This window comes from Microbacterium sp. J1-1 (genome assembly GCF_024498615.1).
GTDB lineage: Bacteria > Actinomycetota > Actinomycetes > Actinomycetales > Microbacteriaceae > Microbacterium > Microbacterium aurugineum.
This window is the reverse complement of the sequence record NZ_CP089590.1, coordinates 3,681,308-3,698,666: the sequence shown is the minus strand read 5'-3', so window position 1 is coordinate 3,698,666 and position 17,359 is coordinate 3,681,308. Positions and strand designations below refer to the sequence as shown.

15 protein-coding genes are annotated in these 17,359 nt (G+C 68.0%); 2 read left to right on the top strand and 13 right to left on the bottom strand.

The window, feature by feature from the left end; translation table 11 throughout:
- Positions 1–9: 9 nt before the first annotated feature.
- From LRQ07_RS18000 to LRQ07_RS17990, 3 genes are all read right to left on the bottom strand, one after another.
- Positions 10–264 (bottom strand): hypothetical protein, encoded by a 255-nt coding sequence (locus LRQ07_RS18000; protein ID WP_232763061.1) that lies wholly within the window; start codon positions 262–264, stop codon positions 10–12.
- A 7-nt stretch (positions 265–271) separates the two neighbouring features.
- Positions 272–961 carry a hypothetical protein gene (locus LRQ07_RS17995; RefSeq protein ID WP_256535425.1) on the bottom strand — a complete coding sequence of 230 codons (690 nt, stop codon included), beginning with the start codon at positions 959–961 and terminating at the stop codon, positions 272–274.
- A 385-nt stretch (positions 962–1,346) separates the two neighbouring features.
- On the bottom strand, positions 1,347–2,564 hold the full coding sequence (locus LRQ07_RS17990; protein ID WP_256535424.1) for an FAD-dependent oxidoreductase: 1,218 nt from the start codon (positions 2,562–2,564) through the stop codon (positions 1,347–1,349).
- Positions 2,565–2,638: 74 nt separating this feature from the next.
- On the opposite strand from LRQ07_RS17990, the gene LRQ07_RS17985 reads away from it, so the two are divergent.
- Positions 2,639–3,253: a TetR/AcrR family transcriptional regulator gene (locus LRQ07_RS17985; RefSeq protein WP_232763064.1), complete on the top strand. Its 615-nt coding sequence runs from the start codon at positions 2,639–2,641 to the stop codon at positions 3,251–3,253.
- Between the two features lie 29 nt (positions 3,254–3,282).
- On the opposite strand, the gene LRQ07_RS17980 is transcribed toward LRQ07_RS17985, so the two are convergent.
- The 10 genes from LRQ07_RS17980 to LRQ07_RS17935 form a co-directional block, all read right to left on the bottom strand.
- Entirely contained in the window at positions 3,283–5,034 is a 1,752-nt protein-coding gene (locus LRQ07_RS17980; protein ID WP_256535423.1) for an alkaline phosphatase family protein, read from the bottom strand.
- Positions 5,035–5,189: 155 nt separating this feature from the next.
- Positions 5,190–6,233, bottom strand: coding sequence for an ABC transporter ATP-binding protein (locus tag LRQ07_RS17975; protein WP_256535422.1), 1,044 nt, complete (start codon positions 6,231–6,233; stop codon positions 5,190–5,192).
- Positions 6,233–7,033 (bottom strand): ABC transporter permease, encoded by an 801-nt coding sequence (locus LRQ07_RS17970; protein WP_232763066.1) that lies wholly within the window; start codon positions 7,031–7,033, stop codon positions 6,233–6,235. Before LRQ07_RS17970 ends, LRQ07_RS17975 begins: the two co-directional genes overlap by 1 nt.
- Positions 7,034–7,035: 2 nt before the next feature.
- A complete protein-coding gene (locus LRQ07_RS17965; protein WP_047521401.1) occupies positions 7,036–7,863 on the bottom strand; it encodes an ABC transporter permease in 828 nt (275 codons plus the stop codon).
- On the bottom strand, positions 7,860–8,939 hold the full coding sequence (locus LRQ07_RS17960; protein ID WP_232763067.1) for an ABC transporter substrate-binding protein: 1,080 nt from the start codon (positions 8,937–8,939) through the stop codon (positions 7,860–7,862). The genes LRQ07_RS17965 and LRQ07_RS17960 overlap by 4 nt, the downstream gene beginning before the upstream one ends.
- 41 nt (positions 8,940–8,980) lie before the next feature.
- Positions 8,981–9,451, bottom strand: coding sequence for a DUF3830 family protein (locus tag LRQ07_RS17955; protein WP_017829890.1), 471 nt, complete (start codon positions 9,449–9,451; stop codon positions 8,981–8,983).
- Complete coding sequence (locus tag LRQ07_RS17950; RefSeq protein WP_256535421.1) at positions 9,448–10,206, bottom strand: gamma-glutamyl-gamma-aminobutyrate hydrolase family protein; 759 nt, start codon at positions 10,204–10,206, stop codon at positions 9,448–9,450. Before LRQ07_RS17950 ends, LRQ07_RS17955 begins: the two co-directional genes overlap by 4 nt.
- Complete coding sequence (locus tag LRQ07_RS17945; protein ID WP_256535420.1) at positions 10,203–11,693, bottom strand: aldehyde dehydrogenase family protein; 1,491 nt, start codon at positions 11,691–11,693, stop codon at positions 10,203–10,205. Before LRQ07_RS17945 ends, LRQ07_RS17950 begins: the two co-directional genes overlap by 4 nt.
- 91 nt (positions 11,694–11,784) lie before the next feature.
- A complete protein-coding gene (locus tag LRQ07_RS17940) occupies positions 11,785–12,834 on the bottom strand; it encodes an Lrp/AsnC family transcriptional regulator (RefSeq protein WP_256535419.1) in 1,050 nt (349 codons plus the stop codon).
- A 227-nt stretch (positions 12,835–13,061) separates the two neighbouring features.
- Positions 13,062–15,608, bottom strand: a complete 2,547-nt coding sequence (locus LRQ07_RS17935; RefSeq protein WP_256535418.1) for a fibronectin type III domain-containing protein — start codon at positions 15,606–15,608, stop codon at positions 13,062–13,064.
- Positions 15,609–15,876: 268 nt separating this feature from the next.
- Here LRQ07_RS17935 and LRQ07_RS17930 point away from each other — a divergent pair, with 268 nt between their 5' ends.
- A complete protein-coding gene (locus LRQ07_RS17930; protein WP_131491679.1) occupies positions 15,877–17,304 on the top strand; it encodes a CCA tRNA nucleotidyltransferase in 1,428 nt (475 codons plus the stop codon).
- Positions 17,305–17,359 lie beyond the last annotated feature (55 nt).

Below are 17,359 nucleotides of genomic sequence, written 5' to 3'. Positions count from 1 at the left end.
GGTGGTCGACTACTTGTTGCGTTGCGGAGCCGGCCAGCGGCGAGTGGTATTCGCTCCGATCAGGAAGGCCAGGAGGCCGACCACGAGGCAAGCGGCGAGGGGCTGCACCATGGAATCGAGGTCGCCCGACACGGAGAACCATGCCAGGGCAAGAAGCCATGACAGCACAAGGACCGCGGCGAGGACAGTACCTGCTTTAGCGCTGAGCTTCCCAGCGATACCGCCCAATGCAAGCAGGGCAATTCCCACGATTGCATAGATCATTGCTCTCCTAACACTTGTGAATCCACGGCCACCATATGCCGGCCGGCCCGCCGACGCCGACGACGTAGTGGATCGAGACGCAGTTCCCACCGGCCAGCTGTGTACCGCTGATCGCGACAACGGTGGCGCAAGCAACCTGGAGCAATTTCGCGTAGGAAACCTTCGATTTGTTGAGAACCGCGGCGCAGGCCGAGAACCCACTGATGGCGGCCAGGCTCTCAGACCGGTTCAGATGGACCTGGATATATGGCCCGTAGAAGTTGACCGTCGGGTCTGCAACGACGGGGAAGGTTGCGCCTGTGGTGTCAACGACCTGTCTGAGAGTCGAACCAGCGATCTCGTAGTGCGTGGAGAGAGTACGGCCCTCGGCGTCGACCGCCCAGGGGGCATCAATGCCGCCGATGAAGTTCTCGCCGTCAGAAATGCTCACCGTCCCGTTATCGAGCAGTAGCAGCTGTGTGCCCTCATCGAATGTCCACTGGGGCTGTTCCTTCACCGGGGCGTCGAGGATCGCGGCGAACCGCGTCGAACCCTCCTCTGGGTGACTGACTGCGTATGTGACCGAAGCATCCTCAACGGTTGCGTACTGGCCGGATTCAGAGATCGTGACGTCCGTCGAACTGCCCAGCGCGACGCCTACGTCACTCGCGGCTAGCTCAACGGTTACAGCGCTACCCTCAACCGTGGGGGTGGGCACTTCAGCGTCCGCTGGGACTTCCTAGGCTCGTCGCGGAGGCGGAAAACGGGGTCAAGAGCATCGTCACGATGGCCAACGTCGTGGCGGCTCCGATGTGGGTCTTTCGTGTGTAGTTCACGGCACAACCTTTCTCGTGTTCTCGGAAACGTAGGAAACGTTGTGATACCTGTCCATATCCCCCATGTGAGGGGTAGACGAACTTCCACCCTCTCACCACCCCGATTCACTGGGGCGTACTTCTAGATTCCGGAATCGTTCTGGTGCAACCCGAGACCAAAGAATTCTGGCTTGGGTACTAAAGATGGGCGGTGCCCACGTTCACCATCGGGACCGACGGCAGCATCACCGCACGGGCCCGGCCGGCCTCTCCGCACGGAGCACGGCTTCATGCCAGTGTCTCGCGGGCGACGGCATCGGGGTCGGGGCGTCCGGCGACCAGCTTGACGATCGGTCCCAGCACGGCTCGCACGCTCAGGACTCGGAGCGTGGTCTCCCGCAGCCACGCGAGCACACGGCCACGGCGGAACATGAGCCGCGCGAGCATCCGTGAGTTCGACTGCGCTGCCTCGACGCGAGGGCGCTCGACCCGCTCCCATGCCCCAAGCAGTGCCGGCAGGGTTTGCCGGTCGGCGTGCGCGAGCATGCGGCCCAGCATCCAGGCCGACTCGATCGCCATCCCCGCTCCGATGCCCGCGGTCGGCAGGAACCCCGCGGCGGCATCCCCGAGCAGCACGCCGCCGGGGAGCACCCACCGAGGGGCACGGGCGTCGGCGAGTCGCCACAGGTACGGATCCGGTGCAGTCTCGATCGCGCGCAACGATGCCTCCAGGCGAGGGCCGAGGGAATCGACCCGCTCGCGGACGGATGCGGCGAACGCGACGGGACCGTCCGCAAGGTCGGCGTCCGGACCGCCGAGGAACACACCCAGCCGGTTCTTCACGGGGTAGGCCCCGAGGAAGAACCCATTGCCCCAGATCTCCTCGCCGAGAGTCGGATCGCTGAGATCATCCGCCCACCCCACCCAGCCCGACCACCCCGTCTCGACGACCTGCGGTACGGCCGAACCCAGCACGGAGCGCATGCGTGAGTTCATGCCGTCGGCACCGACGATCAGATCGAACCGACCTTCGCCGGCGGGCGACCCGTCACGGTCGACGAACAGCGCGGTGCGATCGGTCACCTGTTGCACGGTGGTGCCGAACGTCACCGGGCACCCGCTCTCGGTGAGCACCTTGATCAGAGCGCCACGCGAGATGCCGTTGTAGTCGCCGTAGACGCGCAGCAGATCGCTCATCGACTCGGAGCGCAGCATCTTGCCGCGGTGGGATCGGAACGCATAGCGCTGCATGGGTGTGCCCGCGGCGAGGTAGTCCTCGTGCACGCCGAGATCGACCAGAGCCTGGTCGACGGTCGGCATGAGCGCGAGCATGTAGCCCGGGTGGTCCATCTCGGGCATCCGATCGACGAGAACCGGATGCAGTCCGTCGCGACGCAGCAGTTGCGTGAGAGTGATGCCGGCGATGCCGGCACCGACGATGAGCACTCTCAGGCGATCGTCCCGTTGTGCGGCGATCTGGGAGTCGAGTGGTGTGTCGGTGAGCATGTTCCTCCTCTGGACTACCTGGTCCAATGCCCACACTACGCCTACTGGACCGACTGGTCCAGTAGGGTGGATGCATGGCAGCGCTCACGGGGAATCACCGCGACCGACTCATCGAGGCGACGGTGGCGGAGTTCGCCTCGGTCGGATATGAGCGCGCGTCGCTGAACCGCATCATCCAGGCGGCCGGCATCAGCAAGAGCTCCTTCTATCACGCGGTCGGTTCCAAGGCGGAGCTGTTGGACGCGGTGGTCGAGACCCTGATCGCCGACGTGCGCGCGCACTGGGTCGCCCCGGAACCCGCGCAGTTCGCCGGCGATGACTTCTGGCCGCGCCTCGACGGAGTGCTCACGGATCTCGGCCGACTGGCCGCGGTCGATCCTGCTCTCGGTCTGCTCGGGCGCATCTTCTACCTGCCCGCAGCGGGAGGCGTCGACGCGAGGACCACTCTGCTCGATGCCGTGCACGCGTGGGTCGCCGAGGTGCTGCAGGTGGGTGTGCGCACCGGAGCCGTGCGCGATGACGTGCCCGTGGCGGCGCTCGCCGCGGCGACGTTCGGCATGCTCCGCGGCGTGGACGAGTGGGCTCTCGACGCGACCGCTGAGGAGGCGTCGCGACGCGCTCGGGATCAGGCCGCGGTTCCGGGGATGCTCCTGCGCGGCATGCTGGGGCGTCCCTCCTCCGCTGCGTGACACCACGCGCACGTCGCGCGCAGCCTCCGTCAGCCGCCCCGGGGCGGACCGAACAGCTCCTCGCCGTGCTCGTGGAGCAGCCTGTACGCATCCGCGAACGTCTCCGGCTCGGGCTCTCCCGGCTTGCCGTAGCGCGCGATCAGCAGGCCGAGAAGCCCGCGAGCTGGCGGGGTCAACGGCCTCAGCTGATCCTTCTCACCGGGTCGCGGCGCCGACTCTTCGGGGTTCGGCGGCGTGTACGCGGGGGTCGTCACCGGCCAGTCGGCGGGGTGGCGGGGTTTGTCGAGATTGACGACGTTCAGCAGGGTGTTGGCGGACTGGTCGCGATCGTTGAGCGGCTTCAACCCGTGCAGACGGGAGAGCGTCGCGATGACCGAGCCGTGGTGCATCTCGTCATGGATGATCGAGCCGCGCTTCGTGTACGCCGAGACCGCGATCGTCGGGACACGGCATCCGAGCCGGTCGAACGTGAAGCCCATCTCGCCGGCCTCGGTGTCGGGCGTCGGCGTGGTGGCGGCGGGCGGGGGCACGTGGTCGTAGCAGCCGCCGTGCTCATCGAAGGTGATGAGCAGCAGGGTGTTGACCGCGTTCGAACCCGTCGCGGACGCACTCGTGCGCACGGCCTCGTAGATGTCATGGATGAGTCGGTCTCCGGCGCGCACGTCCGAGATCGCGCTGTCGAAGACGGCTTCACCCTCGACCTCGCCCTCGCGGGGGCGGCCGAACGGCGGATGGAAGTCGTTGTGGTCGTAGACCATGCGGGGCTCGATGAACGCGTAGGCGGGGAGCTTCCCGTCCTTCGCCTCGGCGTAGAAGTCCTCCATGGTGCCGAAGTGCTCGGTGCGCCAGTACTTCTCGAGCACCTGGGCATGCAGCATCCCGGTGAACGACACGAGCTGGAGCTTGTCGATGTAGATCTTCCAGCTCACCTTCTCGTCTTCGAGCCGATTGAACACCGTCGGGGCTGCCGGAGCATCGAGCCACTTCTTGTATCCGCCGCCGGCCTGGTTGGTCACGAAGCCGTGTGAGGTCGAGGCGTGGAAGAAGGAACGGTTGCAGAAGGTCTGCGACGGGACCCCGGCGTACCAGTGGTCGAACACGGCGAACTCGGAGGCGAGCGTCGACAGCACCGGGAGCATCTCCGGAGAGAAGGAACCCATGATGTGTCTGGCCTCCTCGGGCTTCGGGTTGACCCCCTTGCGCAATCGCCGGAAGTTGATGATGTAGTCCTCCAGGAACCCTGACATCGTGGGCTTCTCGCCGTGCGTCGGGGCGTTGAACGGCGCGGTCATCTCGTCGACGAAGAGTTTGGCGTTGCTCGCGGGATCCACGGTGCCGAAGATCTGCGTGTTGACGTGCGGGTACTCCTCGCCGGGGTCCGGGTCGGGAAGGCTCATGATCCGGTCGGTGTCGCCCTCGTACACGTGCGCATCGACGACCGTTCCGTCGGAGGAGGTGTTGCTGTACGTGCCGAAGTCCAGGCCCTCGAACGTCTCGCCTGCCGGCAGATTCTCCCGGGAGTACAGGTATCCGAGCAGGTTGTCGAAGGAGCGGTTCTCACCCATCACGACGACGAGGTGATCGAACCCCGGCTCACTGCGCGGAGTGAGGGCCGCGAACGGATCCGGGTCGTCTGCGAAGCCGTCGCGCGGGTTGCCGGCCATCGACGCGCCGATCGCCGCCCCGCCCGCACCCCCGACCGCCGCGCCCGCGAGCGCGGCGCCCCCGATCTTGAAGAAACCGCGGCGCGAGGTGGCACGGGTGGCGGAGTCGTCTGTCACGCCCCGATCCTATGACCGTGCCCGTGTCGAGCACAGGGGCGAAAACAGAGACGGAATGCGCGCGACCCGGCGTGTCGGGGTGGGACACGCCGGGCGTGCGAGGGGTCGTCTGGTTTCAGCCCCGGGGCCTAGGGCGAGGGGCGAGGGAGGGGAGGTCAGGCGGCGGCGATCCAGAGCACCGCGCCGTCGCGCCAGCCGAGGCCGGCTGCGCCTTCCGGGATGGGTGCTTCGTGCCGCGGGCGCACCACGCGCATCCGCTTCCCCGCGAGCTCGACGATGTACACGATGTCGGCCCCGCGGTAGACGTGGGCGACGACGTCGACGTCCACCGGAGTCTCCGCGCCGACCGTCGGCGAGAGCCGCAGGTCCTCCTGGCGGAGCACGACCTCACCGGTGCCATCGGGGCCCGCCCCCGTCAGCGGCACCTGGATCGCGGTGCCGTCGAGCGTCGCGACCGCTCCGGAACGGGTGGCCGGGAGCAGGTTGGCCGCGCCGATGAAGTCTGCCGCGAACGGGGTGCGCGGTGCGCCGTAGAGTTCGGCCGGCGCACCTTCCTGTTCGATCACTCCCGCGTTCATCAGGACGATGCGGTCGGAGAGGCTCATCGCCTCCTCCTGGTCGTGCGTGACGAACACGGTGGTGAGTCCGAGAGTGCGGTGCAGCTCCTTGAGCTCCACCTGCATGTCCTCCCGCAGCCGGGCATCGAGGTTCGACAGCGGCTCGTCCAGCAGGAGCACACGCGGCTCGAACGCGATCGCGCGGGCCAGGGCGACACGCTGCTGCTGGCCGCCCGACAGCTGCGCCGGCATCCGGTCGGCGAGGTGACCCATCTGCACGCGCTCCAGAGCCCGCACGGCGAGTTCCTTCTGCTCGGTCTTGGACTTCTCGCCCGACATCCGCAGCCCGAAGCGCACGTTCTCGACCACGCTCATGTGCGGGAAGAGGGCATAGCTCTGGAACATCATGCCGAGGTGACGCTTCTCGGGCGGGAGCTTCGTCACATCCTGGCCGGCGATCTCGATGGTGCCGCTGCTGGGTGACTCGAGCCCCGCGATGCAGCGCAGGAGCGTCGTCTTGCCGCACCCCGACGGGCCGAGCAGGGAGACGAACTCCCCAGACCGCATCGAGAGATCGATGCCCTTGAGCACCGATGTCCCCTTGAAGTCCTTGGTGAGAGCAGTGATGGTGAGTGTTGTCATCAGACGAACAACCTTCCCAGGCCGATGATGCGTTCGAGCACGATCATGAGGACGACGGTGAGCAGGACCATGAGAGTCGATACCGCCGCCACGGTGGGCGAGGTGCTGAACTCCAGCTGGCCGTAGATGGCGATGGGGAGCGTCTCGAGCTGCGGTGTGCGCAGGAAGAGGGCGATCACCGCATCGTCGAACGAGATGTTGAAGGCGAAGAACGCACCAGCCGCGATGCCAGGGCGGGCGATGGGCAGCACGACGAGGCGGTAGCGGTTCCAGGCGCTGGCGCCGAGGGTGCGCGCGGCTTCTTCCGTGAAGTGGTCTGCCCGCGCCATCACGCCGGTGACGGTGCGCATCACGTACGGGATCGCGATCACGACGTGCACGGCGATCAGGACACCGACGTTCGGTGCGCCGATCGTGAGCGACGAGATCGACAGGGCACCGATCGCCAGGATGATCGTCGGGATGGTCAGCGGCGACATCAGCAGGGCTTGGATGGCGGCGCCGCCGGGGATGTTGAAGCGGGTCAGCGCGAGGGCGGCAGCGGTGCCGATCGACGCGGCCACGACGGCCACGGTGACGCCGACCACGAGGCTCAGACGGAACGGTTCGAGGTAGGTGTCCGAGGTGAGCGCCTCCACGTACCAGTCGAGGGTGAACCCCTGGCCGGGGAAGGTGAGGAAGCGGTTCTCGCCGACGGACGCACCAGCGACGACCAGGAGCGGGACGAGCATGTAGAGCGTCACGATGACGCCGAGGACGATGGCGAGGACCCTGCCGAGGATCGGAACGGAACGGACCATGGTCACACCTTCTGCTTCCCGAGTCGGGACGTCGCTGCGAGCACGAGCATGACCCCGGCGAAGAGCAGCACGGCCTGTGCGGCCGCGAACGACCAGTCGAGGTTGGTGGTTGCGTCGACGTAGATGGTCTGCGCGAACACGGGGATCTGCGCCCCGCCGATGAAGCGCGGCGTGATGAACGAGCTCACCGAGAGGACGAAGACGAGCGAGGCACCGGCGACGATGCCGGGGATCGCGAGCGGGAGGACGACGTGCCACAGCGTGCGCCAGAATCCGGCGCCGAGCGTGCGCGACGCCTCTTCGAGCTGAGGCTTGATGCCGGAGATCACACCCAGGATGCTGAGCACCGCGAACGGCAGGAGCACCTGCACCATCGCGATCACGACCCCGGTCTCGGTGCCGAGGAAGCCCTGCGTGCCGCCGACGAGGAACTCCACGCCGGGAATCTGCATCATCAGCCCGGCCGGTCCCATCAGGACGACCCAGCCGAAGGTGCGGACCACGACGCTCGTCATGAGGGGGAGGATCACCACGATGAGCAGGAAGGAGCGCACCAGGGAGCCGGCGCGAGCCATCACGTACGACAGCGGGATGGCGATGACGAGCGTGATGATCGTCTGGATCACCCCCAGGCGGAGCGAACGCAGCGCCGCCTGGAGGTGATATTCACTCGTGAACAACCGGGTGAAGTTGTCGAGGGTGAACCCGCCTGCCGACGATTGCACGCTCATGAGGAGCATGCCAGCCACCGGGGTGATGAAGGCGAGCGCGAGCAGCACGATCGCCGGCAGGAGCAGGAGCCAGGGCTCCCTACGGGTTCGGACACTCATTTGGTGATCAGCGCATTCCACTCATCGGTCCAGGACTGCCGCGAAGCTGCGACATCGCCCGGAGCGTAGACGACGACCGTCTCCAGCTCGTCGCCGGTGAGCACGGCTTCCGCGGCGTCGCCGGAGAGTTCGGTCTGGGTGTTGACCGGCGAGTACCGCATGTTCTCCGCGAAGACGGCCTGCGCTTCGGGGCGCAGTTCGAAATCGATGAAGAGCTTCGCGAGGTCGGGGTTGTCCCGGCCCTCGACGACGTTCGCCGTGATGAGGGAGGCGGTGACGCCCTCCTCCGGGACGATGAACTCTACCGGAAGGCCCGCGTCCTGCAGCGTGCCGGCGTAGTCCATCGCGTACGGGGCGAGCCAGGTGTCGCGCTGTGCGAAGGCGGTCTGCAGGTCGGGCGAGGTGGGTACGACGATCGCGTCGCCCGACGAAGCCAGCTCCCCGAGGTCGGTGATGGCCTGCGAGGGGTCCTCGATGCCGCCGCCGAGCGCATCGGAAACACGGAGCATCGAGAGCACGCCGTACGTGTTCGAGAAGTCCGTGAGGGCGATGTGGCCGGCGTAAGCCTCGTCGAACAGGTCGAGCCACGAGGTCGGTGCCGGAGCATCGGCCTCGGTGTTGTAGACGAGTCCGATCGGTGCGAGCTGGATCACGGGGCCCTCCCCGCGCTCGAGGCCCGCCGTGGCGAGATCGATCAGGTCACCGGATTCGGACAGCTCGTCGGCGGTGATCGGCGCGATGAGACCGTCCGCGGCGGCGGTGAACTCCTGCCCGCCGGAGAAGTGCACGACATCGATCTGCGGGCTGGCCTTCTGGGCGGTGACCTGGGCGAGGGCGTCGGCGCTGTACAGCGTGATCAGCTCGACCTTGGCGCCGGTCTCCTCCTCGAAAGGATCGACGACGGCCTCGATGAAGGCCTTCTCCCAGTCGCCGCCGAACGACGTGACGACGAGGGTCTCGCCGGCGAACTCCTTGTCGCCGGACGATGCGGTGTCATCGCCGGCCGCACAGCCGGCGAGGACGAGGGCGCCGGTGGCGACGAGCGCTCCGGTGGTGAGGATTCTTCGGGTATTCATGCACTGCTCCTTCGGGATGGGTCCAGCACTGAGTAGACGCCTTAGACCAGGCGTCCGATGGTGAGCTGCTTCGCTCCGTCGATGCGGATCGCCGCGCTTTCCTTGGCGAACTCCGCGAGTCCTTCGGTGATGCCGCCCCAGATGTTGACGGGTGTCCATCCGAGCGGGCCGAGAGTACGGGCACCACGATCGTAGAAGACGCCGATCTCGTACCACTCGAATGGCAGGCCGCCCATCTGCATGGGACGCTGCCAGTACCACTGCAGGTCACCCGGCGCGGGTACGACCTGCTGGTTCTCGAACGGCACCTTCTCCGGGTCGAAGTTCTGCGCCTCTTCGGGGAGGCCCACCATGACCTCGGGGCCGGCGTACATCGCGTGCATCGCCTGCATGGTGACCGGCTTCTCCAGTGCACCCCACATGGCCTCGCAGGTGCGAGGGGCGAGGTCCTCGAACAGGGTGGCGACGGCGCGGACGCCGTTCTCGTACTCGAGGAAGACCTGCTTGGTCATCGTGTTCCTTTCTCCGCAGCGGGTTGTTCCGCTGCTCGTTCGCGGGCGGCCGAGACGAACGCCGCGAACAGCGGCATCTCCTCCGCGGCCTCATCGGGGTCGATCATCTTCTCGGGGTGCCACTGCACGGCCCAGAAGGGCCAGTCGCCGTCTGCTTCGACGGCTTCGACGATCCCGTCCGGGGCCCACGCCACCGGGTGCAGGTCGGGGGCGGGGGCGGCGATGGACTGGTGGTGGATGGTGTTCACGATCCGGTGCCGTGTGCCGTACAGGTCGGCGAGACGGCTGCCGTCGGCGAGTCTGATCGGATGCCGGGCGGCGAGTTGCTGGTCTGCTCCGCGCACGGGCTGGTGATCCTCGGTGTGCGGGATGTCGACGAGGAGGGTGCCACCGAAGGCGACGTTGGACACCTGCAGCCCGCGACAGACGGCGAGGACCGGGATGCCGCGTCGGCGGGCGCCCCGCGCCAGGGCGATCTCGAACCCGTCGCGGGACGGATCGTAGGTCTTGCCCTCCTGCGGTTCCGCGCCGTAGCGGGACGGGTGCACGTCTTCTCCACCCGAGAGGAGCAGTCCGTCGAGGCGGTCGAGAACGTCGTCGACGCCCGCCGTCGGGGGCAGCAGGACGACGGCGCCACCGGCGGCTTCGACGGGTGCGGCGTACTCGGCACCCAGGGTGTGTGCGGGGCGGCCCGCCCCGAGATCGGTGTCGATGAAGCGACGCCAGGTCGTGATGCCGATGAGCGGACGGGTCATGACAGCTCGATCCAGGTGGTCTTGAGATCAGTGAACTTGTCGATCGCATGCAGGCTCTTGTCGCGGCCGAAGCCCGACCCCTTGACCCCGCCGAAGGGGATCGTCATGTCGCCCTCCTCGAAGCAGTTCACCCAGACGACGCCGGCACGCAGACGTCGCGACAGGGTGTGCACCGCGTTGAGGTCGGTGCTCCACAGCGCGGCCGCGAGTCCGTACTCGGTGCCGTTGGCGATCTCGAGGGCGTCCTCCACGTCGTCATAGGCGATGACCGAGAGGACGGGGCCGAAGACCTCGCGCTGGGCGACTTCGTGCTGCGGTGTGACTCCGAGCACCACGGGGGCGAAGTAACTGCCGCCGTCGACGGCCTCGAAACGCTCCGGGGTTCCGGCCGCGAGCTCTCCGCCTTCCGCCTGGGCGCGCTCCACGAAACCGGCGATGCCGGCGAGCTGCTTCTCGCTGACGATCGCTCCCATCGAGGTGGTGACGTCGAACGGGTCGGCGGGCAGACTCGTCCGCGCGACTTCGGCGGCGATCTCCAGCGCACGGTCATGCTGCGCTCGGGGCACGAGCAGGCGGGACGACGCCGTGCACATCTGTCCCTGGTTGTAGAAGCATCCGTCGGCCGTGGCACGCACCGCGCGCTCCAGGTCGGCGTCGGGCAGCACCAGGCTCGCGGTCTTCCCTCCGAGCTCGGGCCAGACCCGCTTGCCGTTGGATACCGCCGAGTAGCCCAGGAAGCGCCGTCCGACCTCCGGGGATCCCGTGAAGGTGACGATGTCGACGTCAGGGTGCTCGCCGAGGGCGCGACCGGCGACGTGTCCGGCGCCGGGGAGGACGTTGAGCACGCCGGCGGGGATGCCGGCCTCGTGCGCGAGTTCGGCCAGTCGCAGCGCCGAGTAGGTCGTGTGCTCGGCGGGCTTGAGCACCACGCTGTTGCCGACCGCGAGGGCCGGGGCGAGCTTCCAGGCGGTCATGGTCAGCGGGAAGTTCCACGGCACCACGGCCGCGACGACGCCTGCGGGCTCCCGGGTGACGAGCGCGAGACTGTTCGGCGCGGTGACGGGGGCCTCGTCGAGGATCTTGTCGGCGGCCTCGCCGTACCAGCGGAAGCAGGTGACGACGGCGCGAAGCTCGGTCTGCAGAGCCTCACGGACGGGCTTTCCCATCTCGAGCGAGATCGTGAGGGCGAGCTCTTCGGCGTTGTCGTGGATCTTCTGCGCGAAGGCGATCAGCCGCTGTCCGCGCTCACGAGGGGCGATCCGCGACCAGACCCCGGAATCGAAGGCGATCCGCGCGGAGCGGACGGCGCGGCCCACATCCGCCGGCGAGGCGGCGCTGATCTGCGGAAGTGCGCGACCGTCGCGGGGGCTCACGGGAGACAGGGGTTCGGCCGAGCCCTCCTCCCACGCGCCGTCGATGAACATGCGCGTGTGCAGGGGCAGCGTCGCCGCGCGATCCGCCCAGTCGTCTCCAGTAGCCGTGAACACGGTCGTCCTCTCCAGGGGTGATGGCCCTGGAGAGGATACTCGCCCTATTTCGCCACTAGGTCAAGCTATAGAGACCGATCTCGCCATTTCGTTACACGCCAGTAACAGAATCGGCCGAGAGGCGAATCGCGCCCGTGGGCATGTCATTGGCCAGCGCGGCGGGTGCCTCGTCGACGATCAGAGATCCGCGCAGCACCGGAGTGATCACCACCAGCGACTCGACGACCTCGAGTCCGTCGTGCCCCGCCACGGCCGGCCCGGTGAGGAACTCGTAGAACGCATCCGCATCCTTGACGAGCACATTGGCGAGCAGCTGCGAGGTCCCCGTGGTGGCGGCGATGAACTTCACCTCCGGCGCGGCGGCGAGAGCCGCTCCCACCTTCTCGAGGCGCGCCATCGGGACACGGAGCCACACCAGAGCCTCCAAACCGAGGCCGAACAGGCTCGGCACCACCTCGGTGCGCGGATGCATGAGGCCGCGACGACTCAGGGACTCCATCCGCCTCCGGGTGGTGGTGACGTTCAGTCCCAGTGACCGGGCGAGCTGCGCGACCGGCATCCGACCGTCTTTCAGCAGCAGCCGGATCAGTGCCTCCTCGTCCGCGCTGAGGGAATCGGCGGGGTCGACTTCGGAGCCGGACGACTCGTCGAGCATGCGGGCCTGTTCGTCGGTGAGCACTCCCGCGCGCCAATCGTGCCCCGAGCGGAAGAACTTCAGCACCGTCGTCACGTTGATCGAGTCGATGCCCTCGAGCTCGGGGAAGTCGGTGAAGAGCAGCTCGCGGATCGAGGCGTCGTCGTGGGGGAGCAGCATTCCGGCGATGTCGCTGCTGCCTTCGAGCACCGAGACGGAGGAGGCGTCAGACCGACGTGCCAGCGTGCGTGCCACATGCCAGAGCGCGTGCGGCTCGGTCGTGATGCGGAACAGCACCGCGCGGGCGTGGAGCACTCTGGCGGGGTCGACATAGGTGGAGACCCGCACCAGTCCGCGGTCGAGCAGTCGCTGTCCACGGCGGGCGACGGTGCGTTCCGGCAGATCGACCACGCGGCCGATCTCCCCCCACGACGCACGGCCGTTCACCTGCAGGGCCGCGGCGACGATCCGATCGGTTTCGTCGGCCATCACATCGTTCGTGGGCACGGGCTCTCCTTCACCGGGGACGGACTCGGGTGAAGGTTATCCCAGTGCGCCGAGCCGCCGGGACCAAAACGGAGACCGGACGCGGTCGTCGCGGCGTGTCTCGAGCCGACCTGCCGCCGGAGCGCGAGACGGTCCCGGTTTCGGCATCCGCGCGCGGGAGCAGCGCCACGAACGAGGACGCCGTCCAGGCCGAAGCCCGGACGGCGTCCCGTGACGACGATCGCGGATCAGTCCGCTTCGGTCGTATCCGCCGGGGTGTGCTGCCGGCGACGGCGCATCGCGAACAGACCGAGGCCTGCTGCCAGGAGCACCACGGCTGCGACGATGTACGGCGTGCTGTCGGCACCGGTCGCGGCCAGGTCGTCCGCGGTCGAGCTCCCCGCGCCCGGGGTCACTGCCCCTCCGCCGGAGACCGCAGCGACGGTGAGTGCCGCGGTGACCTCGGTGCCATCGGGCAGGATGACGGCAAGGGTGTGTGCGCCCGCCGGAGTGTTCGCGGGGATCGTGACCGTCCGCTGGAACGAGCCGTTCGCACCGGCGGTCGCGGTGCCCAGCTGCACCGGGTCGGAGCGGAGCTCGAGGCGAAGCTCGGCGCCCTCCGCGAAGCCGCTGCCCGAGACCGTGACGGTGCCACCGGCCTTCACCGCGGCCGCGCCGAGCTCGATCTTGGCCGGAACCTCGGGCTCCGGCGTGACCGGGGGTGTGACGCCCTCCTCGGTGACCCACTTCTCGCCGGCGTCCGACTTCGTCACGGTGAACGTGTCGTAGACGGCGCCGACGGGGAGGTCGGTCGTGGCTCCCGGCTGCTTCTCCGCGAGGTAGGAGCGGTAGACGAGCTGGTTCTTCGAGACGTCGATCACCTGGTACGTCGTCACGTCCTGACCACGCAGCACCTGGGTGGCGCCGTTGTTGGTCCAGACGTTCTTCTCGGCGGATTCCAGGTCGTAGTGCTTCGCGCCCGAGTTCGACACGACGTAGACGGGACCCGTGGTGAGGCCGGGGGTCTCGGTCGCGTCCGTGTTCACATAGCCGCGGGCGTAGGTGTGGTCGTGGCCCATGAGTACCAGGTCGATGTCGTTGCGCTGGAAGACCGGCAGCCACTCCGCGCGCAGCACCGGCTCGTCACGGCCCGCCGATGCGGAGAACACAGGCTGGTGGAAGGTGACGACGTTCCACTTCGACGGGCTGTTCTGCAGCAGCAGGTCGAGCCATGCGCCCTGGAAGCGGGTCCAGAGCACACCGATCTGCGTGGATGGGCACTCCGCGCCGGTGCAGGAGGGGAGTCCGGCCGGCGTGAGGAAAGTGGTGTCGCGTGTCGCGTTCAGCGTGATGAAGCGCACGCCCTGGTAGTCGGTGTAGTACGCGGTCTCGGCAGCGAATGAGCTCCAGTGGTCGAAGAACGCGCGGTACTGCTGCGCGACCTCCGAGTCGCCGTTCGCGAGGTCCGCCAGCTCACCGATCGAGCTGGTCGACGGGTTGTTGTGCGGGTATTCGAAGGCTGCCTTCCAGGCGGTGAGCAGCTTGTCGCCGGAGTACTCGTGGTTGCCGGGGGCTGCCATCACGTTGGTGCGGACCGCCGAGTCCTTCATGCCCTTGAACCAGTTGACCCACTCGTTCTCGTTGCTCGAGGTGTTGATCAGGTCGCCCGCGTGCACCGAGCCGATCGACCGGGGAGCCTTCGCCTCCGCCTGCTTCACGACGCTCGGCCAGGTGGTGTCGAGGCCGATCTGGGCGTCGCCGTAGTAGATGAACTGGAAGTCCGTCGCTGAAGGATCCGCGGTGCGGAACGTGAACCAGTCGCTCCAGCTGCCGGGGAGGCCGACACGGTAGCGATACTCGGTGGCGGCCGTGAGTCCGGTCACGGTCGCCGAGAAGTGCTTGTTCGGGTTGCCGTTCACGACACCGGCGTCATACGCATCGACGGTGCGTGTCCCACCGCCGGCGGACGGGGCGATCTCAACCTGTCCGACCGTGTGCGAGGCGTCGCCCGCGAGCCACGAGAAGGCCTGGGAGACCTCGGGCTGCTCGGTCGGGGTGAGGATGACGCGGGTCGGCGGGGCGACCACAGGCATGCCGGGATCGGACGCCTTCACGAGGGTCAACGACGACATGTCGAAGTAGATGTCGGAGCTGGTCTCGCGATCCTGGAAGAGGGAGACGGCGATGGTGTTGGTGCCGTCGTTGAGCAGTTCGCCTTCGGCGCTGAACGTGCTCGTCAGCGGGTCGCCGTTGCTGTCGCCGGCGTACTCGACGTTCTTCGTGTCGGTGATGCGGCCGTCGACGTAGCGGGCGACTTCTTCGCCGTTGATCCAGACGATGATCGCGTCGTCGTAGGTGATGGTGCTCTGCAGAGCAGCGACCTTCTCCGCCACGCCCGCCTCGAGCTCGAAGGTGGTGCGGAAGAAGTACGTCGGCACGGTCGGGGCCTGGCTGCCGTCGAGGTAGTGGTTCAGGAGCGTCACAGGCGTCTGCGGGCCGACCGGGGCGAGTTCCCCGCGCTTTGCGCCGAAGGAGCCGGGGGACGTCTTCCACGCGCTGTCGTCATAGGCGGGCAGCGTCCAGTCGCGGAGCGCGGCGGGAGCGGGCGAGGGATCGGAGCCGTCGTCGAGGTAGTGCCAGGCGGTGTCGCCGGTGATCAGCGAGCCGGTCGGAACGTCGGGGTCGGGTGCGGCGAGGGCCGCGGGGGCGACGACGGCGCCGCCGAGCAGGGCGAGGAGCGCGACGGATGTGAGTCCGCGACGTCGCCACCGCACCGCAGGGGTGGGGGAGGTCATGTCAGTCCTTTGTGGAGGGGGGTCCGTGCTCAGCCGCACGGGGCTCATCCACTCCACCGAAGACGGATGGCCGGAGCCTGACCCCGCGGAGACCGGAAGGTGAACGATGGGATGCGGGCCGCGTCACCGGCCGAAACGGAGACCGATCGCGCGCGGGCCCGCGTGTCGAGGGGCGGCGCGCCGAGGGGCGAGCGGATGGTCTGCGTTTTGGCAGGCGAGGGGGCGCAGAGCCCGGGCGGAGTCGGCTCACCCCGGTACGCTGGAACCCATGCTCAACATGGCTGACGGCCTCGCTCGTCTCGGTGCGCTCGCCGAGAATCCGGTCGTCGGCACCCTCGCGAGGGCGTTCGAGAGCGCCGGATACGAATTGGCCGTGGTCGGTGGTCCGGTGCGCGATGCGCTGCTCGGTCGGGAGACGCACGATCTCGACTTCACCACCAACGCATCGCCCGACGACATCCTGGCGATCGTCACACCGATCTCGACCGCCCGGTGGGACATCGGCCGCGAGTTCGGCACGATCGGTGCGCGCGTGCAGGGCGAGCAGGTCGAGATCACGACGTATCGCGCCGACAGCTACGACGGCGTGACCCGCAAGCCCACGGTCGAGTTCGGCGACACGATCGACGGCGACCTCGTGCGCCGCGACTTCACGGTCAACTCGATGGCGCTCCAGGTGCCGGCTGTGAAGCTCGTCGACCCGACCGGCGGAGTGGAAGACCTCATCGCCGGTGTTCTGCGCACCCCCGCCGACCCGAAGATCTCGTTCGGCGACGACCCGTTGCGGATGCTGCGGGCGGCTCGTTTCAGCGCCCAGCTCGGCTTCCGCGTCGACGAGGCCACCACCGCGGCGATCGCCGCGCTGCGCGAGACCCTGACGATCGTGAGCCCCGAGCGCATCCAGTCCGAGCTCGTGCGCCTCATGCAGACAGACGATCCGGTGCGCGGCATCCGCGTGCTGGTCGACACCGGCCTGATCGACGAGTTCCTCCCCGAGGTCACCGCGCTGCGCCTCGAGGTCGATGAGCACCATCATCACAAGGACGTCTACGAGCACTCGCTCACCGTGCTCCGTCAGGCGATCGAGCTCGAGCACTCCCGGCACCCCGGTGCCGCCCCCGATGTGCCCCTGCGCATCGCCGCCCTGCTGCACGACATCGGCAAGCCTCGCACCCGCAAGCTCGAGGCCGGGGGAGTGGTGACCTTCCATCACCACGACGTGGTCGGGGCGCGCATGGCCCGCAAGCGGCTGCAGGCTCTGCGCTTCGACACCGCCACGACCGACGCCGTCGCCACCCTCATCGAGCTGCACCTGCGCTTCTTCGGTTATGCCGAGGGGACCTGGACGGATGCCGCGGTGCGACGCTACGTGCGCGACGCGGGCGACCTGCTCGAGCGGTTGCACATCCTGACCCGGGCCGATGTGACCACGCGCAACAAGCGCAAGGCCGGTCGTCTCGCCGCTGCGTACGACGACATCGAATCGCGCATCGTCGCCCTCCGTGAGCAGGAGGAGCTCGACTCGATCCGTCCGGAACTCGACGGAAACCGCATCCAGGAGGTGCTCGGCATCTCACCGGGGCGTGAGGTGGGCGAGGCGTACCGGTTCCTGCTCGACCTGCGCTTGGACGAGGGGGTGCTCGGTCCCGACGTCGCGGAGCAGCGCCTCCGCGAGTGGTGGGCCTCGCGCGGCTGACTCCGGCCCACCTATTCCGCGCGTGGCCCCACGCTCGTACACTGAATCCACGAAG